23 protein-coding genes are annotated in these 25271 nt (G+C 71.5%); 13 read left to right on the top strand and 10 right to left on the bottom strand.

Annotation, left to right across the window (positions count from 1 at the left end; genetic code table 11):
- The first annotated feature begins 110 nt into the window (after window positions 1-110).
- Entirely contained in the window at window positions 111-3203 is a 3093-nt protein-coding gene (locus Ate02nite_RS33040; protein ID WP_203811796.1) for an AAA family ATPase, read from the top strand.
- On the opposite strand, the gene Ate02nite_RS33035 is transcribed toward Ate02nite_RS33040, so the two are convergent.
- Complete coding sequence (locus tag Ate02nite_RS33035) at window positions 3181-3405, bottom strand: 2TM domain-containing protein (RefSeq protein WP_203811795.1); 225 nt, start codon at window positions 3403-3405, stop codon at window positions 3181-3183. The genes Ate02nite_RS33040 and Ate02nite_RS33035 overlap by 23 nt on opposite strands.
- Before the next feature lie 84 nt (window positions 3406-3489).
- Here Ate02nite_RS33035 and Ate02nite_RS33030 point away from each other — a divergent pair, with 84 nt between their 5' ends.
- Genes Ate02nite_RS33030 through Ate02nite_RS33005 form a run of 6 tightly spaced genes read left to right on the top strand, consistent with a single transcriptional unit; the run spans window position 3490 to window position 10074 of the window.
- Complete coding sequence (locus Ate02nite_RS33030) at window positions 3490-6048, top strand: FAD-dependent oxidoreductase (protein WP_203811794.1); 2559 nt, start codon at window positions 3490-3492, stop codon at window positions 6046-6048.
- 58 nt (window positions 6049-6106) lie between these two features.
- The gene (locus Ate02nite_RS33025) at window positions 6107-6643 is read left to right on the top strand and encodes an RNA polymerase sigma factor (protein WP_203811793.1); all 537 of its coding nucleotides are present in this window, start codon (window positions 6107-6109) and stop codon (window positions 6641-6643) included.
- Window positions 6640-7416 (top strand): zf-HC2 domain-containing protein, encoded by a 777-nt coding sequence (locus Ate02nite_RS33020; RefSeq protein WP_203811792.1) that lies wholly within the window; start codon window positions 6640-6642, stop codon window positions 7414-7416. Before Ate02nite_RS33025 ends, Ate02nite_RS33020 begins: the two co-directional genes overlap by 4 nt.
- Before the next feature lie 2 nt (window positions 7417-7418).
- The gene (locus Ate02nite_RS33015; protein ID WP_203811791.1) at window positions 7419-8219 is read left to right on the top strand and encodes an ATP-binding cassette domain-containing protein; all 801 of its coding nucleotides are present in this window, start codon (window positions 7419-7421) and stop codon (window positions 8217-8219) included.
- A complete protein-coding gene (locus Ate02nite_RS33010) occupies window positions 8216-9481 on the top strand; it encodes a hypothetical protein (RefSeq protein ID WP_203811790.1) in 1266 nt (421 codons plus the stop codon). The genes Ate02nite_RS33015 and Ate02nite_RS33010 overlap by 4 nt, the downstream gene beginning before the upstream one ends.
- Window positions 9478-10074 carry a hypothetical protein gene (locus Ate02nite_RS33005; protein WP_203811789.1) on the top strand — a complete coding sequence of 199 codons (597 nt, stop codon included), beginning with the start codon at window positions 9478-9480 and terminating at the stop codon, window positions 10072-10074. Before Ate02nite_RS33010 ends, Ate02nite_RS33005 begins: the two co-directional genes overlap by 4 nt.
- Here Ate02nite_RS33005 and Ate02nite_RS33000 read toward each other — a convergent pair.
- The gene (locus Ate02nite_RS33000; RefSeq protein WP_203811788.1) at window positions 10022-11767 is read right to left on the bottom strand and encodes a sensor histidine kinase; all 1746 of its coding nucleotides are present in this window, start codon (window positions 11765-11767) and stop codon (window positions 10022-10024) included. The two genes, Ate02nite_RS33005 and Ate02nite_RS33000, sit on opposite strands and share 53 nt — an antisense overlap.
- Window positions 11754-12431: a response regulator gene (locus Ate02nite_RS32995; RefSeq protein WP_203811787.1), complete on the bottom strand. Its 678-nt coding sequence runs from the start codon at window positions 12429-12431 to the stop codon at window positions 11754-11756. Before Ate02nite_RS32995 ends, Ate02nite_RS33000 begins: the two co-directional genes overlap by 14 nt.
- A gap of 83 nt (window positions 12432-12514) precedes the next feature.
- Here Ate02nite_RS32995 and Ate02nite_RS32990 point away from each other — a divergent pair, with 83 nt between their 5' ends.
- Genes Ate02nite_RS32990 through Ate02nite_RS32980 form a run of 3 tightly spaced genes read left to right on the top strand, consistent with a single transcriptional unit; the run spans window position 12515 to window position 15410 of the window.
- Window positions 12515-13567: an efflux RND transporter periplasmic adaptor subunit gene (locus tag Ate02nite_RS32990; RefSeq protein ID WP_203811786.1), complete on the top strand. Its 1053-nt coding sequence runs from the start codon at window positions 12515-12517 to the stop codon at window positions 13565-13567.
- A complete protein-coding gene (locus Ate02nite_RS32985) occupies window positions 13564-14232 on the top strand; it encodes an ABC transporter ATP-binding protein (protein ID WP_203811785.1) in 669 nt (222 codons plus the stop codon). The genes Ate02nite_RS32990 and Ate02nite_RS32985 overlap by 4 nt, the downstream gene beginning before the upstream one ends.
- Window positions 14229-15410 (top strand): ABC transporter permease, encoded by a 1182-nt coding sequence (locus Ate02nite_RS32980; protein WP_203811784.1) that lies wholly within the window; start codon window positions 14229-14231, stop codon window positions 15408-15410. The genes Ate02nite_RS32985 and Ate02nite_RS32980 overlap by 4 nt, the downstream gene beginning before the upstream one ends.
- On the opposite strand, the gene Ate02nite_RS32975 is transcribed toward Ate02nite_RS32980, so the two are convergent.
- Entirely contained in the window at window positions 15403-15984 is a 582-nt protein-coding gene (locus tag Ate02nite_RS32975; protein WP_203811783.1) for a hypothetical protein, read from the bottom strand. The two genes, Ate02nite_RS32980 and Ate02nite_RS32975, sit on opposite strands and share 8 nt — an antisense overlap.
- A 117-nt stretch (window positions 15985-16101) precedes the next feature.
- Between Ate02nite_RS32975 and Ate02nite_RS49750 the strand changes: the two genes are divergently transcribed.
- The gene (locus Ate02nite_RS49750; protein ID WP_203811782.1) at window positions 16102-17166 is read left to right on the top strand and encodes a cellulose-binding domain-containing protein; all 1065 of its coding nucleotides are present in this window, start codon (window positions 16102-16104) and stop codon (window positions 17164-17166) included.
- A 17-nt stretch (window positions 17167-17183) separates the two neighbouring features.
- Here Ate02nite_RS49750 and Ate02nite_RS32965 read toward each other — a convergent pair whose 3' ends face one another.
- The 3 genes from Ate02nite_RS32965 to Ate02nite_RS32955 form a co-directional block, all read right to left on the bottom strand.
- Window positions 17184-17651: a PNPOx family protein gene (locus Ate02nite_RS32965; RefSeq protein ID WP_203811781.1), complete on the bottom strand. Its 468-nt coding sequence runs from the start codon at window positions 17649-17651 to the stop codon at window positions 17184-17186.
- A complete protein-coding gene (locus Ate02nite_RS49560; protein WP_275422977.1) occupies window positions 17641-18360 on the bottom strand; it encodes a methyltransferase family protein in 720 nt (239 codons plus the stop codon). Before Ate02nite_RS49560 ends, Ate02nite_RS32965 begins: the two co-directional genes overlap by 11 nt.
- A gap of 554 nt (window positions 18361-18914) precedes the next feature.
- Entirely contained in the window at window positions 18915-19811 is an 897-nt protein-coding gene (locus tag Ate02nite_RS32955) for an ATP-grasp domain-containing protein (protein ID WP_498370494.1), read from the bottom strand.
- On the opposite strand from Ate02nite_RS32955, the gene Ate02nite_RS50080 reads away from it, so the two are divergent.
- Complete coding sequence (locus tag Ate02nite_RS50080) at window positions 19701-20234, top strand: immunity protein TriTu family protein (RefSeq protein WP_498370493.1); 534 nt, start codon at window positions 19701-19703, stop codon at window positions 20232-20234. The two genes, Ate02nite_RS32955 and Ate02nite_RS50080, sit on opposite strands and share 111 nt — an antisense overlap.
- A gap of 8 nt (window positions 20235-20242) precedes the next feature.
- On the opposite strand, the gene Ate02nite_RS32945 is transcribed toward Ate02nite_RS50080, so the two are convergent.
- Window positions 20243-20806, bottom strand: a complete 564-nt coding sequence (locus Ate02nite_RS32945; protein ID WP_239147907.1) for a DUF4240 domain-containing protein — start codon at window positions 20804-20806, stop codon at window positions 20243-20245.
- A 42-nt stretch (window positions 20807-20848) separates the two neighbouring features.
- On the opposite strand from Ate02nite_RS32945, the gene Ate02nite_RS32940 reads away from it, so the two are divergent.
- Window positions 20849-21631, top strand: coding sequence for an SAM-dependent methyltransferase (locus Ate02nite_RS32940; protein WP_203811777.1), 783 nt, complete (start codon window positions 20849-20851; stop codon window positions 21629-21631).
- On the opposite strand, the gene Ate02nite_RS32935 is transcribed toward Ate02nite_RS32940, so the two are convergent.
- Together Ate02nite_RS32935 and Ate02nite_RS32930 are read right to left on the bottom strand one after the other, a co-directional pair.
- Window positions 21621-22883, bottom strand: a complete 1263-nt coding sequence (locus Ate02nite_RS32935) for a mannitol dehydrogenase family protein (protein WP_203811776.1) — start codon at window positions 22881-22883, stop codon at window positions 21621-21623. The genes Ate02nite_RS32940 and Ate02nite_RS32935 overlap by 11 nt on opposite strands.
- Window positions 22880-25159 carry an oligopeptide/dipeptide ABC transporter ATP-binding protein gene (locus Ate02nite_RS32930; RefSeq protein WP_203811775.1) on the bottom strand — a complete coding sequence of 760 codons (2280 nt, stop codon included), beginning with the start codon at window positions 25157-25159 and terminating at the stop codon, window positions 22880-22882. Before Ate02nite_RS32930 ends, Ate02nite_RS32935 begins: the two co-directional genes overlap by 4 nt.
- Between the last annotated feature and the right edge of the window lie 112 nt (window positions 25160-25271).

The raw sequence follows: 25271 nt of genomic DNA, 5'->3' as shown, positions 1-25271 counted from the left end.
CCTCCGGGGAGATGGGGTTTCCCATGCTTCGCAGCGGTCCGACATTTAACAAGGTTGACTGAAGTGGGCTGCCCTTTTGCAGAAGGACTCGTGCCTCTACAGTCGGCCCGGTGGCGACCGGAGAGTTGCGTCTGCAGATCCTCGGCCCGCTGCGGCTCTGGCGCGGCGACACCGAGCTGGACGCCGGTCCCCGGCAGCAGGCCTATCTGCTGGCTCTCCTGCTCGCCCGGCCCGGCCAGCCGATCAGCACCAGCGAGCTGATCGATCTGATCTGGGGCGACGACGTCCCGGCCTCGGCGGTCAACATCCTGCAGAAGTACGCCAGTTCGCTGCGCCGGCTGCTCGAACCAGCGCTGCCGGCCCGGGGGAGCAGCTCGTACCTGCAGCGGCACGGCACCGGATATCTGTTCGCGGCCGAGCCCGGCCAGCTCGACCTGGTCACCTTCCGGGAGTACGTCGCGGCCGCCCGAACCCAGCCCGATCAGGCGCTCGACTGTTACGCCCGGGCCCTCGAACTCTGGCATGGACCGGCCGGCGACGGCCTGGTGCACGGGCCGGCCGCCACCGCGATCTTCGCCGAGCTGGACGGTGAGTTCCTCGACGCATGCCGGGTGGCGGCCGACCTCGCGGTCGCGCAGGGCCGGCCCGGACTCGTGCTGCCGGCCCTGCACCGGGCGGCCGCGCTGGCCCCGCTGGACGAGAACGTGCAGGCCGCCCTGGTCATCACCCTGGACGCGGCCGGCCAGCAGGCGAAGGCGCTGTCGGTCTTCGACACGGTCCGCGCCCGGCTCGCCGAGGACCTGGGCATCGACCCCGGCCCGGCGCTGCTGGCCGCGCAGCGCCGGGTCCTGGGCAAGCCGGCGGCCGAGAACGTGCCCCGGGAAAAGGGAATGGTCGGCCGGTCCGAAGAGCTCGCGGTGCTGCGCCACGCGGTGGAGTCGGCGTTCACCGGCGGCTCCGGCCTGGTCCTGGTCGAGGGGGAACCGGGCGTCGGCAAGACCAGCCTGCTGGAGGAGGCGGCGGCCGAGGCGGCGGAGCGCGGCGCCCGGGTGATCTGGGGACGCTGCCTGGAGGGGGACGGCACCCCGTCGATGTGGCCGTGGGTGCAGATCGTCGGCGCCCTGATCGAGGGCCGGGCGGCCGAGGGCAGCGAGCTCGGCCGGCTCGCCGGGTCGGCCGGTGGCGTGCCCGGCACCCCGGTGCTGCCGGACGGCGGCGCCCAGTTCCGCCTGTTCGAGGAGACGGTCGCGCTCCTCGGGCAGACCTCGGCCCGGCGGCCGGTGGTGCTGGTCGTCGACGACATCCAGTGGGCCGACGTCGCCTCGCTCGACCTGTTCAGCCACCTGGCGGCCCGGCTGCCGAACGGCACCGCGGTCATCGGCGCGCTGCGGGACCGCGCGCCCGTCCCCGGCCCGGAGGTGGCGCGCACGCTGGCCGCGGCCAGCCGGCACCCCCGGCACCGGCGGATCGGGCTCGGCGCGCTCGACCCGGCCGAGGTGGCCGAGCTGGTTCGCCGGGAGACCGGCCGGACGCCCAGCCCCGACGCGGCGAAGAGCATTCACGCCCGTACCGGGGGAAATGCATTTTTTGTCCGGGAGCTTTCCCGGTTTCTCGCCGCCCGCGGCGAGCACTCCGACACCGGAGCCGACGCCGGGGTGCCATCCACCGTGCGGGACGTGGTGCGGGACCGGGTCGCCGGCCTCGACGACGACGCCCGGGGCCTGCTCCAGATGGCCGCGCTGATCGGCCGGGACGTCGACCTCACGCTGCTCGCCCGGGCCGCCGGGCTCGCCGTGCAGAACTGCCTCGACCAGCTCGAACCCCTCGAAGCGCTCGGCCTGTTCGAACCGCAGCGCGGCAACCCGTTCGCGTTCCGCTTCGCGCACGACCTGGTCCGCGAGTCGGTGGCCTGGACGACGTCGTCGCCCCGGGTGCCAGGGCTGCACCTGCGGGTCGCCGAGGCGCTCGAGGGCACCGCGGTCGGGGACGACCCGGTGGTCGAGCGGCTGGCCCATCATCTGTGGGCGGCCGGACCGCTCGCCGACCAGGCCCGGACCGCGGAAGCCCTGGTGCGGGCCGGGCGCTGCGCCGGGGCCAAGTCGGCGCTCGAAGCCGCCGCCCGCCACCTGCGGCTGGCCGCCCAGGTGGCCCGGGCGGCCGGGCTGGCGGAGCTGGAACTGTCCGCGCTGTCGCTGTTCATCGCGGTCGACGGGATGCGGGCCGGCTATGTCGGCTCGGCCCTCGACCTGCTGGAACGGGCCGAGCGCCTGGCCCGCGACCTGGGCCGGGACCGGGAGGCCGCCGACTTCCTGTTCTCCCGGTGGGCGGCGCACTCGCAGGGCATCCGGCTCGACGCGGCCGGTCGGCTGGCCCGGCGGCTGCTCGATCAGGGCGAGGCGTCGGCCGACCCGATCGTGCGCGCCTACGGCCGGCACGCCTGGGGCATCCACCAGTGGGACGTCGGGAACATCGCCGAGTCGTACCGCCATCTGAGCCTCTCCGATCCGGCCCGGCCCGGCGATCCGCCCTCCCGCGAGCAGGAACCGCTCCGGCACGACCTGCAGATGCTGTCGCCGGTGATGCTCGCGCTGATGACCGGGCTGCACGGGAACGTGGACGCGGCCCGGGCCCGGTTCGACACGCTGGAGGCCGAGGCCGGCGACGATCCGTACGCGCTGACTGTCTGGTCGGCCTTCTCGGTCACCGTCGCGGCGCTGGCCGGCGACCCGGCCTGGGCACTGCGCGCGGCCGCCCGGGGCATCGCCCAGGACCCGGAGTTCTCGTTCGTCTTCCTCGGCAGCTACCAGCGCCTGGCGCAGTGCTGGGCGCGCGCGGTGACCCGGGCCGACCCGGAGGCCGCGGCCGAGGCGCGGGACATCATCGCAGCCGCCCTGCTCGACCCGCCGCGCTCCGGCCTGGCCACCTGGAGCGCGCTGCTCGGCGAGATGTGGCTGGCGGCCGGGCGGCTGGACGAGGCCGCCGCGGCCCTCGACCGGGCGGACTCGTTCGTTGCCACCCACGGCCAGCGGTACGCCGAGGGCCTCCTGATCCTGTTGCGGGCCCGGCTGATGCGGGCCCGCGGCGAACCGGCCGACGCCGTCCGGGCCACCGCGGAACGGGCCCGCGCGCTGTCCGCCGAACGCGGGGCCCACCTGTTCGCCGATCGGGCCGAGCGGTGGCTCAGGTCGTGGCGTGCCGACTGAGAACCGTCCGGACCGCCCAGATGTGAATCACCAGCCCGATGCCCCAGCCGAGAATCGACCACACCGGCCAGAAGTAGAGGTCCGGGGTGGCGAACCACCACACGATCACCTGCGCGATATTGGCAACCACGTACCAGAAGGCGTGAATCCGCACGCCCCAGCGCAGTTCGTTGTCACTCAAGTGCGTCTTCTGCGTCTTCATGGCCGAAGGCTGCGCCCGCGCACTGGACGGCGACGGAACCCGCCGGTTCATTGGAAATAAAGTCGGCCCGGACAGCCTCAGCCGATGGACGCAAACGAAGAGGCCGACGTCGTCGTCATCGGGTCGGGTATGGGTGGTCTGGCGGCGGCCCGCACGATCGCGCAGTTCGGCGGGAAGCGGGTGCTCGTCCTCGAACAGCACTACACGCTGGGCGGAATGACCCACGAGTTCTCCCGGGCCGGGCGGTTCCAGTTCGGCACCGGACTGCACTACATCAGCGCGAACGCCGGCCCGTTCCTGGAATTCATGACCGACGGGCGGGTCCAGCTCGAGCCGCTGCCCGACGACTACGACGTGCTGCACTTCCCGGAGTTCGACTTCGCGGTGCCGGCCGGTAAGGAACAGTTCCGGGCGCGTCTCGCGGAACGGTTCCCGGCCGAGGCCGGCGCCATCGACGACTTCTTCACCACCGTCCAACGGGCGATGACCGGGCTGGCCGCGCGCAACGTTCTCGCGTCGTTCCCCGGCGGCGTACGGAAAATGGGCTTTCCGGTTGTCGCCCGGCTCTATCCCGCGATCTACCGCTCGTTGCAGGAGCAGCTCACCCGTAGTTTCCGCGATCCGGAGTTGCGGGCCGTTCTGGCCGCCCGCTGGGGGCTTTACGGCACCCCGCCGGCCAAGAGTGCCTTCGGCTATCACGCCGCGGTCCCGCTGACCTTCTTCATGGAGGGCACGGCCCACCCGGTCGGCGGCCCGAAAGAAATCAGTCGCATCATTCTGGAAATCCTTGATAGGTACGGCGTGGAACTGCGCCCCCGGCAACGGGTCAACGACATCGTCGTCGAAAACGGCAAGGTGACGGGGGTCGACGTCGAGGACACCACCACCGGCCGGCGCTATCACGTGCGCACCCCCACGGTCGTGTCGGCGGCCGGGGTGCGGAACACGTACTCGCTGATCGGCCGCAGTGCCGAGCTGGCCGACCTGCCCCGGGAACCGTCGGCGGTGATGCTGTTCCTCGGGATGGAGCGGTCGCCGGCCGAGTTCGGGATCCGCGGCGAGAACCACTGGTTCATGCCGGATCTCGAGGGCGCCCACCACCCGGCCGGCGAGGGCACGCTGTACGTGTCGTTCGCGTCGCTGAACAACCCGGCCGCCCGCTACCACACCGTGGAGGCCCTCGAACTCGTCGATCCGGACGTGGTCGACCGCTGGCGCGGCACGCCCGAGGAGGAGCGGCCGGACAGCTACCGCAAGCTCAAAGAAGAGCTGACCGAGCGGCTGATCGGCCGCCTGGACGGCCGGTGGCCCGGTTTCCGGGACGCCATCGCGTTCGCCGAGCTCGCCACCCCGCTGTCGTTCGAGACCTTCCAGCACAGCGTCCTGGGCTCGTTCTACGGTCTCGCCGCGACACCCCAGCGTCTGCGGTCGGCGCGCGCCGGTTGCCGTACGCCGGTCGGAGGTCTTTTCGTGGCCGGGCAGGATGCCTGGGGTTCCGGCGTGGTCGGCGCCCTGGCCGGCGGCCTGATGGCGGCGAACGCCGTGCTGAAGCCGCGGCAGCTCGGCCCGATGTGGCGGGCCGTGCGGGCCGGCGCCCCGGCGCCGGATCCGGGCGCGCTCTGGCAGGGCTACCTGCGGGTGGCCTCGGTCGAGGCGCTGACCCCGGCGATCCGGCGGATCCGGCTCGAACCGATGGCCGGGACCACGCTGCCGTTCGCGTTCGACGCCGGCCAGTACGTGAAGGTCGACCTGCCGGTCGCGGTCGAACCGATCGAACGGTCGTACTCGATCTGCAGCGGCCCCGGCGAGACCGGCTTCGTCGAGATCGCGGTGAAGCACGAGCCGGACGGCCTCGGCTCCGGTTACCTGCACGACGACCTGGAAACCGGCCACGCGCTGCGGGTGAGCGGCCCGCACGGCGAGTTCACCTGGACGCCCGGCGCGGGCGAGGAGACCCTGCTGCTGATCGCCGGCGGTGTCGGGATCACCCCGCTGATGAGCGTGCTGGCGGCCGCCGCCGACGCCGCCCACACCGGCCGGATCGTGCTGCTGGCCAGTTACCGCACCGAGGAGGAGGCGGCGTTCCGGGCCGAGATCACCGCGCTGCAGGAGAGGCTGCCCCGGCTCGAGGTGTCGATCTTTATCACCGGTCAGGAGGGGCGGATCGGCGCTGCCGCGCTACGGCCGTACGCCGGCCCGGCGACCCGGGTCCACCTGTGCGGGCCGGCACCGATGATGCAGGACCTGATCGGCCACCTGACCGCGTTGCAGGTGCCGCGGATGGCCATCCACACCGAGGCGTTCGTGTCCGGCCGCAGCCAGGAGACCCGGCGGGAGAAGGCGCACGCCATCGCGCTGGCCGCCGCCGCGTCCGGGGTCACCGAGTACGAGATCGGCCTGGCCGGCGCCGACCCGTTCCCGTGCCACCCCGGCGAGTCGGTGCTGGTCGCGGCCAACGCCGCCGGTGTTGACCTGCCGCAGTCCTGCGGCGAGGGCGCCTGCGGCACCTGCCGGGTGCGGGTGCTGGCCGGTGCCTACGAGACCGACACCCGCGGCATGTTCTCCACCGACGAGCTGGCCGCCGGCTGGCGCCTGGCCTGCCAGACCCTGCCCACCGAGGATCTGCTGATCGCGCGCACCTAGTGACCTATGTCACTGCCCCGGACGAACCCGGGGCGGCGATGCTGTCGTCTTGCTGAATGTGAAACGAAGCGAGGACGAGGGCGAGCTCGTGCGCCGGATCGCCGGGGGCGACCGGCGGGCGTTCGACGAGCTCTACCGGCGTACGTCGCCCTGGCTGCTCGCCCGGCTCCGCCGGCGATGTGCCGACGACGACGTGGTCGCCGACGTGATGCAGGAGACCTACCTGGCGGTCTGGCGGGCCGCCGGCAGCTTCGCGGGCAACGAAGGTAGCGCGGTGGGCTGGCTGTGGACCATCGCCGCCCACCGCCTGGTCGACGCGTTCCGCCGGCGGGCCCGGCACAACGAGCTGCCGGCCGTGCCGCTGGCCGAGACCGTCGCCCCGGCCGCCGAGGACGAGGTGCTGGCCGGGCGGGTCGGGCAGGAGCTGGAACAGGCCCTGCTCGTGCTGCCGCCGGAGGCCCGGCAGGTGCTGCGGGCGATGGTCCTCGACGGATTGTCGGTCCGGGAGACCTCGGTCCTGCTGGGCGTCCCGGAGAACACGGTCAAAACCCGGGCCCGGCGGGCCCGCCTCGCGCTGCGGGAGGCGCTCTCATGACCAAACATTTGAGCCGTACGCTCCTCGCCCGGTACGCCGACCGGGAAGCTGTTCTCGACGAGGTCACCATGTGGTCGGTCGAGACGCACCTGGAGGAGTGCGCCGACTGCCGCGCCCAGCTCGCCGGCGGTGACGCCCTGCTCGACCGGGTCGCCGCGGCCGTCGACCTGGGCATCGCGGCCGGGCCGGATCCGGCTCCCCGCCGCCGCTCGTGGACGATGCGGAACCGGTGGCTGGTCTGGCATCTGGGGCCCTGGCTCGCGATGACGGTGGCGGTGCTCGGCTGCGCGGTGCTGCTGCAGGCGCTGGAACCCCGGGTGCCGCTGGTGTCGCTGCTGGCCCCGGTGGCGCCGCTGCCCGGGGTGGCGATCGCTTGGAGCCGGCGCCACGATCCGGCCTGGGAACTGATCGCCGGCACTCCGGCGGCCGGGCTGGCGATGCTGCTACGGCGTACGGCCGCGGTGTTGGTTGTCGTCGTGCCTGCGCTCGCGTTGGCGAGCAGCCGTACCGGAACGTCTCTGGCCTTGGCTCTCCTGCCGTGCCTGGCCTTCTCGGCCGCGACCATCGCGCTGGGTGGCTTCATCGGTGTCTACCGCGCCGCCGTCGTGCTCGGCGTCGTCTGGACCCTCGCCGTCCTGGTGCCGGCGGTGGTCACCGTTCATGTGCCCGCGGTGGTCCAGCCGGGCGCCTCCCTCGGGTGGGCCCTGCTCACCCTCATCCTGGCCGGTCTCGTCGCGACCCGGGCCACCAGCTTCCGCTTTTCGAAGGAGTGACGATGCGTACCGTGACCGCGGCCGAATCGGCCCCGACCACCTACCCGTGGGCGGTGCACGCCCAGGAACTACGGGTGAAAGCCGGCCGGCACCTGGCCGTCGACGGCCTCGACCTGACCCTCGACACCGGCGTGCACGGCCTGCTCGGCCCGAACGGCGCCGGCAAGACCACCCTGATGCGCGCCCTGGCCACCGTGGTGAAGCCGGCCGGCGGCAAGCTGACCCTGCTGGGCGAGGAGGTCGACGCCCGGGCCGACCTGCGGCGGATCCGGCGCGGGCTGGGCTATCTGCCCCAGCAGTTCGGCTTCTACCCGCGGTTCACCCTGCGCGAGTTCGTCGAATACATGGCCTGGCTCAAGGAGATGCCGAAGGCCGAGATCCCCGGTGCGGTGCAGCGGGCGATCGACCGGACCGGCCTGACCGCCAAGGCCGGCGCCCGGATGAAGACGCTGTCCGGCGGCATGCTGCGCCGGGCCGGCATCGCCCAGGCCATCGTCAACGACCCGGCCGTGCTGCTGCTCGACGAACCCACCGTCGGCCTCGACCCCGAGCAGCGCCTCGACTTCCGCGACCTGCTGCGCGCGGTCGGCATCGACACCTGTGTGCTGGTCTCCACCCACCTGGTCGAGGACGTGGTGGCCGCCTGCACCGACGTCATCGTGCTGAACGAGGGCCGGCTGGTCCACCAGGGCACCGTCGACGACCTGATCGCGCAGGGCGGCGAGGGCGACGCCGGGGACAGTCCGGCCGAGCGGGGTTACTCCGCCCTGCTGCGCCGGCACCGGGCGGAGGCCGCCCGATGAGCCGCGTCCTGGGTATCGAACTGCGCCGCTCGGCGGCGCTCGGCACCGCCCTGATCCTGCTGGTGATCGGCGCGGTGGCGCTCTACTTCGCCGAAGGCATCGGCTTCGCCACCGGCTGGATGCAGCTGGCCATGTCGCAACGGCTCTACCTGGTTCTGCTGTGGCCTCTCGCGCTGGCCGCCGGGGCCTGGCAGGCGACCCGGGAACGCCGGTCGGGCGTGGCCGAACTGTTCGCCACCACCCCTCGGCCACGGGCACTGAGGACGGCCCCGACGCTCGGGGCGATGGCCATCGCGGTGGTCGGCGGCTACCTGGCGATGGGACTCGCGGGCGGCGCCTACATCATCGGCACCGCCCGGTACTTCCCGCCGGCGGCCCTCGTCGTCACGCTGGTCGGCGCGCTGGCGCTGATCGCGGCGGTCTGGCTCGGCCAGGCCATCGGCCGGTTGCTGCCGTCGCTGGTGACCGCCCCGGCGCTCGGCATCGGCGGCCTCGCGCTGCTGCTGCTCATCCCGGGCGCGACGCGTCCGCACGGCTGGCTGGCCCTGGTGTTCTCGCCGATCTACGAGATGAACATGCCGGCCGCCTATGCCGACGTGCCCGGCCGGGCCAGCCTGTCCCAGGCTCTGTGGCTGGCCGCGCTCGCCATCACCGCGGTGCTGCTGGTGGTCTCCGGCGGGTGGCGGCTGCGCGTCGCGGCGGTGCTGCCGGTGCTGCTGGGCGCCACCCTGGCCATCGCGGTCATGCCCCGTGACGACCGGTACGTCACCGACGCGGTCGACCCGGTCGCCCAGGAACTGGTGTGCGCCGACGGCGAACCGCGAGTCTGCGTCAGCCGGGTCCACTCCGGTCAGCTCGGCGACGTCACGCCGCCGGCCCGGGAGGGCCTCACGATCCTGGCGAAGCTGCCGGGCGGGCCGACCGCGATGCACGAGGACACCACGACGTACTTCCCCGACGTCTTCCCGGCCTGGCACGACGACGTCGTCCTGCTCCGCGTCGTGACCGGCGCGCAGGTGCAGGCGGTCGACGTGGTGGCCGCCGCCTTCGTGGCCCCGCCACAATGCGACCGGCCCACCGCCCAGGCGGACACGCTGGCCGCCGCCTACTGGCTGATCGGCCGGGAACCGGCCGAGGCGGAGGCCGCGGCGCGCTGGCAGGCCCTGCGCGCCCAGCCGGCCGCGGAGGCGCTGGCCCACCTGCAGGCGCTGCGCAAGGCCGCGCTGACCTGCACGGTCGACAGCGACATCCTGACCCGATGAGGTGGCTCGCGCTCTACCTGCGCTCCCGGCGGGCCCCGGCGGCCCTGGTCGTGGCCGTTCTCGGCGCCGTGCTGATGTGGGGCCTCTGGTCGGTGTTCTCGAACAGCCGGGAGGTGGGCGTGCAGATGGTCATCCTGACCGTGCTGCTGCTGGTCGCGGCTCTGACGGCCACCCTCAGCGGCCCCGACGACGCCCTGGAGAAGACGGCCGCGCTGCGGTGGCCGCCGCGCCGGGCCGCACACCTGCTGGTGGCTCTGCTGGTCGTGGTGGTGCCGCTACTGGTCACCCTGGCGACCGGGGCCCGGTTCGGGCCGGCCGGGCTGGTGGTGCGGGATGCGGCCGGGCTGCTGGGGCTGACCGCTCTCGGCGCGGCGACGATCGGCACCGCGCGGGCGTGGTTCCTGCCCCTGGGCTGGACGCTGGGCGCGGTCCTGTTCCCGCACTCGGACCAGCTGATCGGCCGGATCCTGACCTGGCAGGCGCAGGCCCCGGCGAGCGTCGCCGCGGGCCTCACGGCCGGCCTGCTGGCGGCGGCCGGGCTCATGGCGTACGCGCGGGGGGTGCCTGCCGCGACAACGGCAGCGTCACCGTGAAAGTGCTGCCGACACCGAGTTCGCTGGTCGCGGTTACCCGGCCGTCGTGGGCCTCGACCAGCTTGCGGACGATCGCCAGGCCCAGCCCGCTTCCCCCGGTGCTACGGCTGCGGGAGGCGTCCGTACGCCAGAAGCGGTCGAAGATCTTCGCCAGGTCTTGGGCCGCGATGCCCTCGCCGGTGTCGGTGACCTGGAGGACGAAGTCTTCGCCGGTCACCGTGGTGCGCACGGTGACTTGGCCGTCCGGGCCGGTGTGCCGGACGGCGTTGGAGAGCAGGTTGCCGACGATCTGGCGGAGCCGGACCGGGTCCACCGACAGCTGCGGGTCGACGGTGAAATCGGCGGTGACCCCGCGGTGGGCCTCGACGACCGGGGCCAGGACGTCGTTGACGAAGACGAACTCGGGGTGGATCCGCAGGGTTCCGGAGTCGGCGGCGGCCAGGTCGCGCAGGTCGTCCACGATGCGGTGCAGCACCACCGTCTCGTCGAGCAGCACCTCCAGCAGTCGCGGATCGGTCGGGGCCATCCCGTCCTGGGCGGCCTCGAGCCAGCCGCGGATGTTGGTCAGCGGGGTGCGCAGCTCGTGGGCCAGGTCGCTGACCAGGGCCTGCCGCTGGGCTTCCAGGGTTTCCCGCCGGTCGAACAGGTCGTTGAGAGCGCTCGCCAGGTAGCCGATCTCGTCCCGGCGGCCGACCGGGACGCGGGTCTGCTGTTCGACCGGGCGGCGGACCGACTCGGTGAGCAACCGCAGCGGGCGGGCCAGCCGGGTGCCGACCAGCACGGTGACCGCGATCGCGACCACCAGCACCAGCCCGGTGCCGGCCGCGATCCGGGCCACGTTGCCGCGGGTGAGGCTGATCGAGGCCGGCGCCGGGCCGCTGCCGGCGTCGGTGATGAACAGCAGGGCCGGCGGCGCAACGTACGGAGTGAGCTGCGCCTGCCGCGCCGCGAGCAGGCATTTTTGCACGTCGGCCGGAGTGACGTCGCGGGGGAGCGGCCGGCTCAGCGGTGTCACCTCGAACACCGGCCCGATGCTGATGTACGCCGACGTCTTCAGCCGGGTGCAGCCGTCCATCATCCCGGTCAGCGCGGTGAGCGCCTTCGCCTCGGTCGGCGTCGGGGCCAGCAGTTCCTTGGCCGCGCAGACCCCGCTCTCGGTCGGCAGCGGCGACACCACCGGCCGGCCGTTGGGCAGGTGGGTCAGCCGGATGTTGAGGTTCCCCTTCATGCACTCCATGGCCTGCCGCGCGTAGCCGTCCAGGGCGCGGCGTTCCGCGGCGCTGAGCCGGTACGGCCCGACCGCGCGGGCGTCGATGACGCCGTTCTCCCGCAACGGGTCGATGGTGGCCGAGGGGCGGGCCGCGCCGATGTCCGGCCCGGCCGGGGCCGAGTCGGCGAGCACCTGACGGTCGCGGGTCAGCAGGGTCACCCGGTGGCCGGTGCGCGCGCTCAGGTCGGCGACGGTGGGTGCGACGCCGTCCCATTGCGCGTGGGTGGCGGCGTACCCGATCAGGGTGTCGTGGATCAGCGCGTCGTCGGTGATCGAGCGGCCCTGCTGCTGCTGGATGGCCTGGGTGGTGGTGTGCGCCGTCAGCCAGGTGGCCGCGGTGATCGCCGCGACCGCGATCAGGATCGAGGTAGCCAGCAGCCGCATGATCAGGCTGCGGTGGAACGGCAGGTCAGGAACTCTCATCGCCGGGATCCGTCAGCTTGTAGCCGAGGCCGTACACCGACAGCAGCCGGCGCGGATGCCGCGGGTCGGCCTCGATCTTGCGGCGCAGGTTCAGCACGTGGGTGTCGACCGCCCGGTCGGCCGCGTCCCGGTCCAGCTGCTTGCGGGCGAAGACCCGGTCGGGCTGCCCGGCCAGGGTGGCCAGGATCGCGAACTCGGCCGGCGTACACCCGATGCGTTTGTCGCCGACCGTGACCGTCCGCCGGGTCAGGTCGACCGTCAGGTCGCCGACGTGCAGCACGGTGTCGTCGGTCCGCACCCGGTCCACCCGCCGCAGCAGCGTGCGCACCCGGGCCACCAGCTCCCGCGGGCTGTACGGCTTGGTCAGGTAGTCGTCGGCGCCGAGATCCAGGCCCAGCAGCAGGTCTTCCTCGCCGGATCGGGCGGTGAGCATCAGGACCAGGACGGACGATTCCCGGCGCAGGATCCGGCACACGTTCAGACCGTCCAGGCCGGGCATCATGACGTCGAGAACGACCAGGTCCGGGCGCTGCCGGCGAGCCTCGGCGAGCGCCTGCCGGCCGTCGTGCACGACGGTCACGCGGTGGCCTTCGGCCCGCAGATAGCGGCCCAGGAGATCGGCCTGTCCGCGGTTGTCCTCCGCGACGAGTAGGTGGGCGCACACCCGCCGGACTATAGGCCGCCACCTGCGGCGGGCCGCAATTGTTCTTGACAGTTCCCCGACAATCGACCGGCACCGTTCCCGGCATGCGCCTCTCCCGCCGAGCCGTCGTTCTCGTCGCGGCGCCGCTGGCCGTGCTGGCCGCGGCCCTCGGCCTCGCCCGCTGGCCGGCCCGGCCCGAGGTGGTCGCTCCGGCCGTTTCTGCGCCGGCCACCATCAAGATCAAAAAGGGCGACATCTCCACCGTACGGACAATGCCCGGCACCCTGGGTCACGGTCCGGTCCGGGTCCTCAACGGCAGCCGGACCGGAGTGCTCACCTGGCTGCCGGCCGCCGGCGCGACGATCACCCGGGGCCAGCGGGTGTACGCGGTGAACGACGAGCCGGTGCCGCTGTTCTACGGCCGGACGCCGCTCTACCGGGACCTGGTCACGCCGGACACGGTCGGCCGGGACGTGAAGGTGGTGCGCGACAACCTGCGGGCCCTCGGCTACTCGGTCGGCGCCCCGGTCACCAAGGTCCGCGACGGCGAGGCGGTCCTCACCGCCGCCCTGCTCGCCGCGATCAAGGCCTGGCAGCGGGACCTCGGCCTCCCGGAAACACCACTCACCGCCGGCTCGGTGCTCGTGCTGCCGGCCGCGATCCGGGTCAGCGCGTTGTCGGCGCAGGTCGGTGACCCGGCCGCCGGCGAACTGCTGTCGACCACGTCGACCGCCAAGGTGATCACGGTGCAGGCCGACGAGGGCGAGGCCGCCGCGATCGACAACGGCGACCGCGCCACCGTGGCCCTGTCCGACGGCACCACCACGCCGGCCCGGGTGACCTCGGTGAGCACGGCGCTGCAGACCCCGGACGGTGGAACCACCCCGAAACTCGCCATCACCCTCACCCTCGACAAACCGGCCGTGCTGAAACGCGTCGACTCGGCCGAGCTCCAGGTCTCCTTCGCCGCGCAGACGCATCAGCAGGTGCTGACCGTGGCGACCGGCGCGCTGCTCGCCCTGCGCGAGGGCGGCTACGCCGTGCAGACGCCGGACGGTGCCCTGATCGCCGTCAAGACCGGCATCTTCGCCGCCGGCCGGGTCGAGATCAGCGGCCCCGGCCTCACCGACGGCCTGACCGTGGTGACCACCGGATGAGCGCCGTGCTCGCGGTCCGGCACGCCACCAAGCGGTACGCCGGAGCGGTCACCGCCCTCGACGACGTGTCCCTCGACATCGAGCCGGGCGAGATGCTGGCCATCGTCGGCCCGTCCGGTTCCGGCAAGTCGACCCTGCTGAACATCATGGGCACCCTCGACCGGCCCACCTCGGGAACGGTCGAGATCCTCGGCCAGGACGTCACCCGGTTGTCCGACCGGCGGCTGTCCGACCTGCGCGGCCGCTGGCTCGGCTTCGTCTTCCAGCAGTTCCACCTCACCGCCGGGCTGAGCGCGACCGAGAACGTCAGCACCGGCCTGCTCTACGCCGGAGTGCCCCGCCGGAACCGGCGCCGGCTCGCCGAGGAGGCCCTCGACCGGGTCGGGCTCGGCCACCGCCGCGCGCACCGGCCGCACGAGTTGTCCGGCGGCGAGCGGCAGCGGGTGGCCATCGCCCGGGCCCTGGTGAACGGCCCGGCCCTGGTGCTGGCCGACGAGCCGACCGGCGCCCTGGACACCGCCAACGGCCAGGCCGTGATGGAGTTGCTGACCCGGCTGAACGCGGACGGCACCACCATCGCGATCATCACGCACGACCGGGACATCGCCGCCCGGGCACCCCGCCAGGTACGGATGCGGGACGGCCGCCTGGCCGGTGCGGCATGAGTCGCCTTGGCCCGCGTGATCTGGTCGGGCTCGGCCTGGTCGGCATCCGGACCCGGAAGATGCGGGCCGCGCTGTCGTCGCTGGGCATCGCGATCGGCATCGCCACCATGCTGGTGGTGACCGGCATTCCGGCGTCCAGCCAGGCCGACCTGCTGCGGACCCTGTCGGCGCTGGGCACCAACACCCTGCAGGCCACGCCGGTCCCGGACCGGAACCCGCCGGTGCTGCTGCCCGAGGACGCGCCGGCCATGGTGGCCCGGATCGGGCCGGTGCTGACCGCCAGCGCGGTGGCCAACACGCACAGCGTGATCCGCCGCAACGACCGGACCGATCCGGCCGACGGGCTCGGCCTGAGCGTCCTGGCCAGCAAGGCCAATCTGCTCACCACCCTCAACGGCCGGGTCCGAGTCGGCCGGTTCCTCGACGCCACCAGCGAGTCCCTGCCGATGGTCGTGCTCGGTTCGGTGGCCGCGACCCGGCTCGGCCTTACCGGCCTACCTTTCAGCGGGACCGGGCCTCAGGTGCTGATCGCCGATCAGTGGTGCACCGTGATCGGCATCCTGGACAGCGTCCCGCTCTCGCCGGACATCGACCGGGCCGCGCTGATCGGCTGGGACGCCGCCCGCACCCTGACGCATTTCGACGGCCATCCCACGGTGATCTACCTGCAGGCCGAGGAGGATCAGATCGAGGCGGTCAGCGCCGTACTGCCGGCCACCATCGACCCGCAGAAGCCGTCGAACGTCCAGGTCACCCGCCCGTCCGACGCCCTCGCCGCGAAGCGGGCCACCGAGAGCAGCTTCTCCGCCCTGTTCCTCGGGCTGGCCGCGATCGCCCTGCTGGTCGGCGGGATCGGCGTCGCCAACACGATGGTGATCTCGGTCCTCGAACGGCGCTCCGAGATCGGGCTCCGCCGGGCGCTGGGCGCCCACCGCGGCCAGATCCGGGCCCAGTTCATCACCGAGTCGGTCGTGCTGTCCGCACTCGGCGGCGTCGCCGGAACCCTGCTCGGGATCGCGGCGACCACCGGTTACGCCTGGTACCAGAGTTGGCCACTGGTGATCCCGGCCGGCGCGGCCCTGGCCGGCCTCGCCGGTGCGCTGGCGACCGGGGTGGTCGCCGGCGCCTACCCGGCGATGCGTGCGGCCCGGCTGATGCCGACCGAGGCCCTCAGTTGAGCGTCGAGTAGTAGTCGGCGAACGCCTCCCGCTCGCAGTCGTCGAGCCAGTGGCCGTCGCTCTGGCTGGGCAGTCCGTTCACCAGGGCCGGCGCGTCGTTCTCGACAACGGCTTTGAGGCCGTGCTGGTTGAGGCACCGGACGTTCGCCTCGACGTGATCGGCGTAGTGCGGGTCGAGCCGCTTCGCCCGCTGGATCGGCAGCTCGGGCTCCTTGGCGCCACACTCCTTCTTGATCTTCTCGACGACCCCCGGCGCCAGGTCGAAGTCCGTGAGGTCGGCGGGGTAACCGCCGTTGGCGCCCTTGACCGCGCCCTGCCGGGGAAAGCCGTTCGCCCACAGGCAGTCGATGTAGACGTCCCGCAGCCGGGTTTGCTCCTCCTCGGAGGCGTCCGACCGGATGAGCGGCCGTTCCGCCGGGGCCTTTGCTTCGGCCGGGGATTTTTCTTCTGCCGAGGCGGAGGCGGTTGGCTGCGCGATGCTGGCGACGCCGGGGGAGTCGGTCGTGTCGGTGCCGCCGCAGCCGGCGAGGAGGCACAGGCCGACGGCGATGGTGAGGTTCCTGGAGATGGACATGCCCGAGATCCTGGCCACTCAATGTCGGCGAACTGTCGAGAGCAACCCTCTTTCCGAAAACGTTTTCGGAAGGCATGGTGATAGACAAACATCAATCTCCAGTCCTCGGAGGAAACGATGCGCTCTCGACTTTTGGTGGTCGCCGCGGCGGCCACGCTGGGTGCGACGGTCGCTGTCACCGCCACCGGTGCCAGCGCCGCCGCGGCCGGCTGCCAGGTGTCCTACACGGTCAGTTCGCAGTGGCAGGGCGGCTTCGGCGCCGGTGTGGCCGTCACCAACCTCGGTGACCCGATCACCGGGTGGACGCTGCGCTGGTCGTTCGGCGCCGGCCAGACGGTAACCCAGGCGTGGAACGCCACGGTCACCCAGAGCGGAGCCGCGGTGACCGCCGTCAACGTCGGTTACAACGGCGCGCTGACCACCGGTGCCAGCACGTCGTTCGGCTTCAACGGATCGTGGACCGGCAGCAACCCGGTGCCGTCCGCCTTCACCCTGAACGGCGTCGCCTGCACCGGCTCGGTCACCCCGACCACCGGCACTCCCACTACCGTTCCCACTACCGCTCCCACTCCCACGCCGAGCAGTTCCGCGGTCCCCGGGACGGTCCGGGTCTTCTGGCTCAAACCCACCGACGTCGCGTACGACCAGCGCTACCCCGACGGGATAGCGGCCGTCGTGCGCGAGGCCCAGCGTTACTACAAGCAGGAGCTGGGCAAGACCTTCAAGCTGAACAACACCGTCGTCGAGGTGGTCAACGGCGAACACGACCGCAACTGGTACATCACCACCAACTGCACCGGCAGCGACCACTACTGGTGCGTCGTCGGCAACATGCACCAGGAGCTGATGCGCCGCTTCAGCATCAGCAACCCGGACAGCCGCTGGCTGTGCGTAGGCGAGATCAGCGCCGAGGAGACCAACCAGTCCGGCGGCGGAGCCAGCCCAGGTTGGGTGGTGCTGAGCGGCCACGACGCAGACGGCGCAGCCGGCATCAACGGCGCGATGAACCGCTGGTACGGCGGCATGGTGCACGAACTGGGCCACGGCTTCGGCCTGCCCGACTCCACGTCAACCGACGGCACCCCGATGTCCGGCTCGTTCTACGACTACCCCAACACCCACTTCAGCCAGGCCCAGAAGAACGCCATCTTGGCCGGCCCGTACGGCAGCTTCCTGTCCTGACCTTGGTGACCCCGGCGTCAGCGCAACTTCAACCGGAAGGCGCGGGCGCCGGCGGTCCATGCCAGGCGCAGGTCGGCCGGGTCAGGATTGCCGTCCTGGTCGATGCCGATCTTGTTGAAACTGGCGAAGTTCCGGTTGTGGCGAGCCATCACGGCGTAGTCCTCGACCACGGCGTCCTCATCGGCGCGAACCACCACATCGGCCACCCGAAGCCGCCCCTTGAACCGAACCTCGACCGGAACCCCCGTACGAAGGTTGCGCCCCCAGCCGAACGGCGTACCGATCAGCAAGGCACCCTCATGCGCGAGATAGGCGACCGGAACCGGGTAGCGCTTACCGGATTTGCGACCCACCACATACAGGGTGATCAGCCGTTCCCCCACCACGCGGGACAGCAGGGGAGTCCGCAGCAGCCCGCGAACGACTCGGTTGGCGACACCCTGCCAGGCGAGGGTCTGCGCCCGGCTTCCCGATTCATCCGCCATGAGCCGACCCTCCCGCATGGCCGGTGCCACCGCAACCACGGTACGGCCTGAGCCGCGGCCACCAGCCCGGGACGGCACGCCGGTAGGCCAGGTATTCACGGCCGAACCGCTGGGTGAGGGCCGGTTGTTCATAGCCGACGACGAACGCGACCATGGCCCCGCCGACGACCAGGGCGTAGGGCAGCAGGACCGGCCGCCAGAGCAGTAGTGCCTGCCCAAGGATGACCGCGACAACCGCGAGGTACATCGGATTGCGGACGTAGCGATACAACCCACTGACGACCAGGCGATCCGGCGGCGCGATAGGCGCCGGAGTGCCAAACCCATCAACCACAAACCGAACAAAGGCCTGCACGAGTACGACGGTCCCAGCACCCAGAAGCAGAATCCCGACCACCCGAGCCACGACCCAGTGCCCGAACGCGGCATCAGTCCGCCACCCGGTCAACCACCAGGGCAGCAGCCCAGCAACGGTCCCCGGTGCCAGAGCAAAGAAGGCCGCACTCCCAGCCGCCGCAACGTTCCTGCGCACACTCCGATTGTGCCGCCACCCCCAGCCCACGTCGATGCATTCCCGGTGCGGCCTTTGGGCCGTGACGGACAGCGTGACTCCGAGCGCGGCGGGGTCGCCTCGCGGTGTGCTCCCATGCGCTCGGCGGCCTGAGTTGCTTCCGTCTATCGGAAGTGAATTGTTTGTTTGATAGGTCATGTAATTGACCCGTTCGGTTCCGGATGGCTTCCATTATTGGCATGATCAAATATTGGCGGGCGCGGTTCGGGGCGCGAGAGAATATAGGCATGAGATACCAGCAGCTTCAGCTATTCACCCGAGAAGCAATCGCTGCCATGCGGGATCGTACAAAAGCGCGAAACTATTCTCCCGAGAAAGACGAGTTCCGCCGGGATCATGCGCCCCGGCGGCGGTGGGGGCTCATTCGCCGGTATGCGTGGAAGCGATGCCGGTCGCAGGGCTGCTCCCGGGAGTGCGGCGAGTTGGGTCTGCACGATGAGGCCGAGGCCGTGCCGCCGTTGATCTGGCCGGCGGAGGCAACCTGCACGCGGCGGCCGTGCCCGGTCACGCCGAGCCGTGTGCGCCCACGGCCGAGACCGCGCGCGGGGTGGAGACCGCTGCCGCAATCGGGCTGAGGAGGGGTCGGCGATATTCGTTGCCGAATTCAACCGGAGCTGTTCTCGGGAATGAGTGTGGCTACTTGCCCGGTAAGGGAAAGGCGGAAAGAAACAGCCTTCGGGCACGTTCGGGCGTCAGCGCGGCTGAGCCTCCGTGATACTCGGTGAGTTTCCTGAGACGGTCCCTTCTGGAAAGTTCTGAATGAGGGCGTTGATCAGGTCTGCCGGTGGGGTGCTGGCGGGGCGGTCGCTGACCTGGCCGTCGCCGAGTTCGATCACTCGCCATGTCCCGTCGGCGCGTCGGGCCAGATCGACGGTGACGAAGGGAAGGGCCAGCGCGGCGATGGCCGGCTGCAGTCCGGTGAGGTCGAGATCGGGCGGCGGCAGTTCGTCGGGGGTGTCGGGGTGGGCGGTGACCAGGCGGCGGACGCCGTCGATCCACCAGCTTCGCGCCTCGGCACCGGTGAACTCTTCGAAGCGGCGAACGACGAACCCACCGGCCAGGTCGTCTCCGCGTAACTGCACCATCCGTTCGGCGACCGCCCAAGCCTGGACGGCGTCGGCGAGGTCCGGGATGTAGGCCGCTTCGAGCCAGTAATGCTTCATCGACTTGCTGTAGTCGCGCAGCACAGCCGGCCCGGATCCCAGCCCGGCCCGGACAGCCTCGAAGTCACGTCGGTCGGTGCCGGTGGTCCACCGCGACGCCGGAGTGAACGCGGACAGGGCGTCGTACCAGCCCGGTAGCTCATGGGCGCGGCGATACCGCTCGCCATCCGTGTGCAACCGGACCCCGCGGCCGGCTAGCGCGCTGTCGAGTTCGGCATACCGGCGGCTGGAGAGCATCCACCCGCGATAGACCGCCGTCGCACCGCCCGGCACCCGCGCCACCGCGTCGGCTACCTCACCGCGGGCGGCGGCGTCATGGTCGACCAGAGCAACGGGACAGCCCGCCGCGCGAGCAGCCTCCGCCTCTCCGGCGAAGTGCTCATCCACGCGACGAGGCCGGACCACATCACCGGGAAACAGAAACATCACGCTCGGATTCTCGCCGCCCCAGCCCGCCCCGTCACGCCGATTCCCGCACGCCCAGGGATCATCGGTGCTGTGGATTTTCCGCTTGAGGAGTTGGCGTCGGCAGTCCAGCAGCGAGCAAGCACGTGGGCTGCGCTGGAGTTCGACCAGCGCGTGCGTCCCATTCACCCCAATCATGGGAAGCCGGTCACGAGCGTGGAGTTCGAGTCCGCGGTCTGGATGGTGGAGGTCATGATCTGGAGCAGCGGCGAGGCGGAACTCGCTACCCTGCGCCTGACCGACGACCGGGGCGTGAACAAGCACTATGACCTGGCCGATCGAGAGGACCTGGACGGATTGTTCGACGAACTGGTCCGGCTGCTGGTCGACGACGAGGTTCCCGCGGCGGCCCTGGTCTTCCAGTGGCCCGGGGCGCCGAGCTGAAGTAGGGCCTATGCGGTCCAGTGCTCGCCGAACAGCGTCCACAGGCGGGGGTAACGGAGGGCCAGCTCTTCGGGGTTCAAGCGGGCCCATTCGACGTCGGTGGGGCTGGGGTCTGAGCGCAGCGTTACGTGGCGTTCGTCGGTGACGACGTCGCGGATGTCGCCGTCGATGTCGGGCCGCTGTTCGCCTACCTCGCAGGCTACGTATTCCAGGGACTCCCACGTGGGGTAGTCGTCGTCCGGCCAGGGCTGTGGGATTGACGCCAGACTCTGGATGGCCGGCACCTCGGCGAGGCTGTCAGGGTTGGCGATCGCCTGGTCGTATGCCGTGCGGCCTTGCCCTACCAGCCACATCTGGAAGTAGTGGAATTCGTCGGTGCTGCAGCGGCCCTCCATGAGGATGTCCGCTGCCCGCCACAGGCGGTAGGTGTTAGCTGGCTCCCGCGTCGCGGACAGGTGCTGGACGAAATCGAGCAGGTCGGAGCGGGGGATCCCGCCGAGCCGGTGGGCCAGGAAGGCCTCGCGGTCGTCGGCTCCCTGGGAGTGTTCGATGAAGGTCCAGAAGTCGTTCATGTCCACAGTGGGCAGCGTAGACATGTGCAAGAATCTCGCGGCATGACGCAGGGATCGCGGCCGGTGGACACCCAGGTCGCTCATATCGCGCGCGTGTACGACTACTGGCTTGGTGGCAAGGACAACTTCGCCATCGATCGGCAAGTGGCCGACATGATGAAGGAAGACTCGCCCGAGGTTGTCGAGGGTGTGCTCGGGAACCGGGCCTTCCTGGCCCGGACCGTGCGGTGCCTGGCCGCCGACTACGGGGTTCGGCAGTTCCTCGACATCGGCACGGGGCTGCCGGCGGCCAACAACACGCACGAAGTAGCGCCGGACAGCCGCGTGGTCTACGTCGACAACGACCCGATCGTGCTCAGCCATGCGCGCGCCCTGCTGACCGGTGCCGACCCGGGCGCCACCGCCTACCTGGACGCCGATCTGCGGGACACCGAGCGGATCCTGCGGGAGGCCGCCGACACCCTGGACTTCGGCCGGCCCGTCGCGGTTATGCTGATCGCCGTCCTGCACTGCATCACCGACGAGGACGACCCGGCGGCGATCGTGCGACGGCTGATGGCGGCCCTCGTGCCGGGCAGTTTCCTGGTGCTGTCGCACCCGGCCATCGACATCCACAGTGGCGTGCGCAAGGCGGCCTCGCGGATGAACCAGCTGATGCACACCCGGCTGACCTTCCGCGACCACGGGCAGGTGGCGAGCTTCTTCGACGGGCTGGAGCTGCTGGAGCCGGGTGTGGTCCGGGTGCCGGACTGGCGGCCGGTGACCGAGGCGGACCGGACCAACCCGGCGGCAGTGTGGGGCGGAGTGGGACGCCTCAGAGCGTGAGCAGGGTGGCCGCCGCTCCCTGCTCGTGCAGCGACTTGAGCGCGGCCAGGTAGGGCAGCCGGAAGTCCGGCTCGTCGACCAGGTCGCCGAACAGCTGGGGATCGCGCAGGAAGGCGGCCGGGTCGTCGGGGTAACGGCGGGCCGCCGCGGTGACCCGGTCGGCCAGCCGGTCCACGACGTCTATGGGTGCGCCCTTCTCGTCGACGCCCTCGGCGTACCGGGCCCAGCTCGCGCAGACCGCCGCCGCCAGCACCACCGGGCGGCCGGCGGCCAGGTTCTCCCGCACCACCGGCAGCAACCACTTCGGGATCCGGTCGCTGGTCTCCGCGCACAGCCGGGCCAGGGTGTCCCGTACCTCCGGGTTGGAGAAGCGTTCGATCAGCTCCCGCTGGTAACCGGCCAGGTCGACGCCGGGCACCGGGCGCAGCGTGGGGGTCGCCTCGGCCATGTACCCGGCGAGCAGCGACACGATCGCCGGGTCCTGCGCGGCCTCGTGCGCGTACCGGTAGCCGGCCAGGTAACCGAAGTAGGCCATGGCCTGGTGCGAGGCGTTCAGCAGGCGCAACTTCATCAGCTCGTACGGCTCGACGTCCGGCACCACCTGCACGCCGGCCTGCTCCCAGGGTGGCCGGCCGGCGCCGAACTCGTCCTCCAGGACCCACTGGAAGAACGGCTCGGCGACCACCGGCCAGGCGTCCCGGATGCCGAACGTGTCGGCCACCTCGGCCCGGTCGGCGTCGGTGGTGACCGGGGTGATCCGGTCGACCATCGAGTTGGGGAAGTGCACCGACGACCCGATCCAGTCGGCGAACTCGTCGCCGGTCAGCCGGGCGTACGCGACAAGCATCCGCCGGGCGACGTGGCCGTTGCCCTGGATGTTGTCGCAGGACATCACCGTGAACGGCGGGATGCCCCGCTCCCGGCGGAGTTTCAGCGCGGCGGTCAGATAGCCGAAGATCGTCGTCGGCGCCTGCGGATGGGCCAGGTCGTGCCGGATGGCCGGGTTGTCCGCGACGAACTCGCCGGTCACCTGGTCGAAGTTGTACCCGCCCTCGGTGACGGTCATCGACACGATGCGCACCTCGGGCCGGGCCATCCGCTCGATCGCCGCGACCGGGTCGTCCGGCGCGAACACGTAGTCGACGATGCTGCCGATCACCCGGGCCTCGCGGCTGCCGTCGGCGTGCTTGATCACCAGGGTGTAGAGGCAGTCCTGTTCGGCCGTGAGGTCGTCGACCTGAAGCAGAGTCATGATTTCGCCCCCAGGACGGCGTCGAGGTGAATGCACCGGGCGGCCTGAGCCACACCCGAGGGCACCAGCGGGATCGGATCGGCGGCACACGAAGGCGTACTGAAGGCGCAGCGCTCGTAGAAGTGGCAGCCGACCGGCCAGTCGGCCGGGGCCGGGACGACCCCGGGGATCGACGGCAGCAACCCGCCACGCTCGGCGACGATCGGATTGGCCTGGATCAACGCCGCCGTGTTCGGGTGGGACGGGTGCTCGAACAGCGTCCGGACCGGTGCCGTCTCGACGATCTGGCCCGCGTACATCACCGCGACCCGGTCGCACAGGTCGGCGATCACACCGAGGTCGTGGGTGATCAGGATGATCGCCATCCCGGCCTCGTCGCGCAGCCGGCGCAGCAGGCTGAGGATCTCGCCCTGCACGGTGACGTCGAGCGCGGTGGTGGGCTCGTCGGCGACCAGCACCCGGGGCCGGCCGGCCAGCGCGCACGCGATCGACACCCGCTGCGCCTGCCCGCCGGAGATCTGGTGCGGGTACTTCTTCACCAGCGCCGGCGGATCGGGCAGCCCGACGTCGGTCAGGAGCTCGAGGACCCGGGCCCGGGCCGCGGCCCGGCTGCCCTTGTTGTGGGTGCGGACGATCTCGCCGAGCTGAGCGCCGATGGTGAAGCTCGGGTCGAGCGCGACCATCGGATCCTGGGATACATAGGCGATCCCGCTGCCCCGGGTTGCCGCCCGGACCCGGGCCGGCGCGGTCAGCAGATCGGTGCCGTCGAACCGGATGCTCCCGGTGGTGCGCCCGGCCGGCCCGAGGCTGTCCAGCACCGCGCTCACGGTGACCGACTTGCCGCAGCCGGATTCGCCGACGATGCCGAGGATCTCCCCGGCCTGCAGACTGAAGCTGACGTCCTCGACCACCCGCAGCGGTCCGAAGTGCACGTTCAGGTGCCGGACCTCGAGCACACCGGGCGCGGGTTCGACGTCGTCGGCTGAAGCCGACGGCCGGAGTGAAACCGGCCGGCTGACTACAAAAGACCGGCTGGTGGCGTCGCGCAGGCCGTCGGCCAGCAGGATGAACGCCACGATGGTGAGCGCGATGGTCAGCCCGCTCGGGATCACCAGCCAGGGCTGGAGCTGCAGGTTGATCTGCGCCTCCGCGACCAGCCCGCCCCAGCTCGGCGCGGGCGGCTTGACGCCGAGGTTGAGGTAGTTGAGACCGGCCTGCACGCCCAGGTTGATCGCCGCCAGCATCGCGGTGTTGACCAGGATCGGGCCCCAGATGTTCGGCAGCACGTGCCGCAGCAGCCGGTCCTCCTCGGCGTCGGTGCCGATCAGCAGGTCGATGTCGCGGCGGGCGCCGGAGCGCAGCAGCTCGAGCGGGTCGGCGGCGATCACCTGACCGTCGCGCACCAGCGGGAAGGTGCCCAGGGTGACCCCGTGCGACCGCTGCACGGCCAGCACGCGCAGGATGTTGACCCGCTGGAGCTGCTCGATCGCGTCGTCGGCGCCGGGGTCGATGCCGAACTGGCGCAGCACCGTGTTCCGGTGTGCGATCGCGTCGTCGATGCTGGTGGTCACCCCGAGGTGGCCGCTCTGCACGATGGCCCGCCGGAACAGGCCCTCGGCGGCCGGCGAGACGAGAATCCCGGCCGCCGACATCGCGCCGGCCGACTGGCCGGCGATGGTCACGTTGGCCGGGTCGCCACCGAACGCGGCGATGTTCTCGTGCACCCAGCGCAGCGCCTGGATCTGGTCCTGCAACGCGACGTTGACCCACCCGTCGCGCTTGTCGCCGAGGTAGAGCCCGCCGAGGATGCCCAGCCGGTAGTTGATCGACACCACCACGACGCCGTGTTCGCGGGCGTGCCGGGCGCCGTCGGTCCAGCTGCCGGTGCCGGAGCCGTACAGGAAGGCGCCGCCGTGGATCCAGAACAGGACCGGGGCGGTGCCCTCGACGTCCGGGGTCCAGATGTTCAGCGTGAGGCTGTCCTCGGACGGGACGGCGTCGGGGTGGAAGAAGTTGTGCTGGGTGGGCGGGATGTTGAAGGGCAGCGGGTCGAGGTCCTGCTCGCAGATCGCGCCCATGGTGGTGGCGTCGAGTTCGGCCGCGCGGGCCACGGCCGGCCGGGGCGGGGCGAAGCGCAGGTCACCGACCGGGGCCGCCGCGTAGGGCACGGCGAAGAAGGTGCGGTAGCCGTCGTGCCGGCGGCCTCGGACGGGACCTTCGGCCGTGGTGGCGGTAATCGTATCCGCCGATATTGAGGGCGATCCCTGAATAGTCATCGCGTGCTGCCTCCCTCGGATTCCGTCCGCATCGAGCCCGGATCGGTAAGACAATTAGAAACAGCGCGGCAACAATGCAGAAAGCCGGATGTCGGCCTCGGTGAACACCCGG

The organism is Paractinoplanes tereljensis, from assembly GCF_016862435.1.
Lineage (GTDB): Bacteria > Actinomycetota > Actinomycetes > Mycobacteriales > Micromonosporaceae > Actinoplanes > Actinoplanes tereljensis.
Note: the sequence above shows the minus strand (reverse complement) of the source record. Positions and strands in the feature narration are given on the sequence as shown.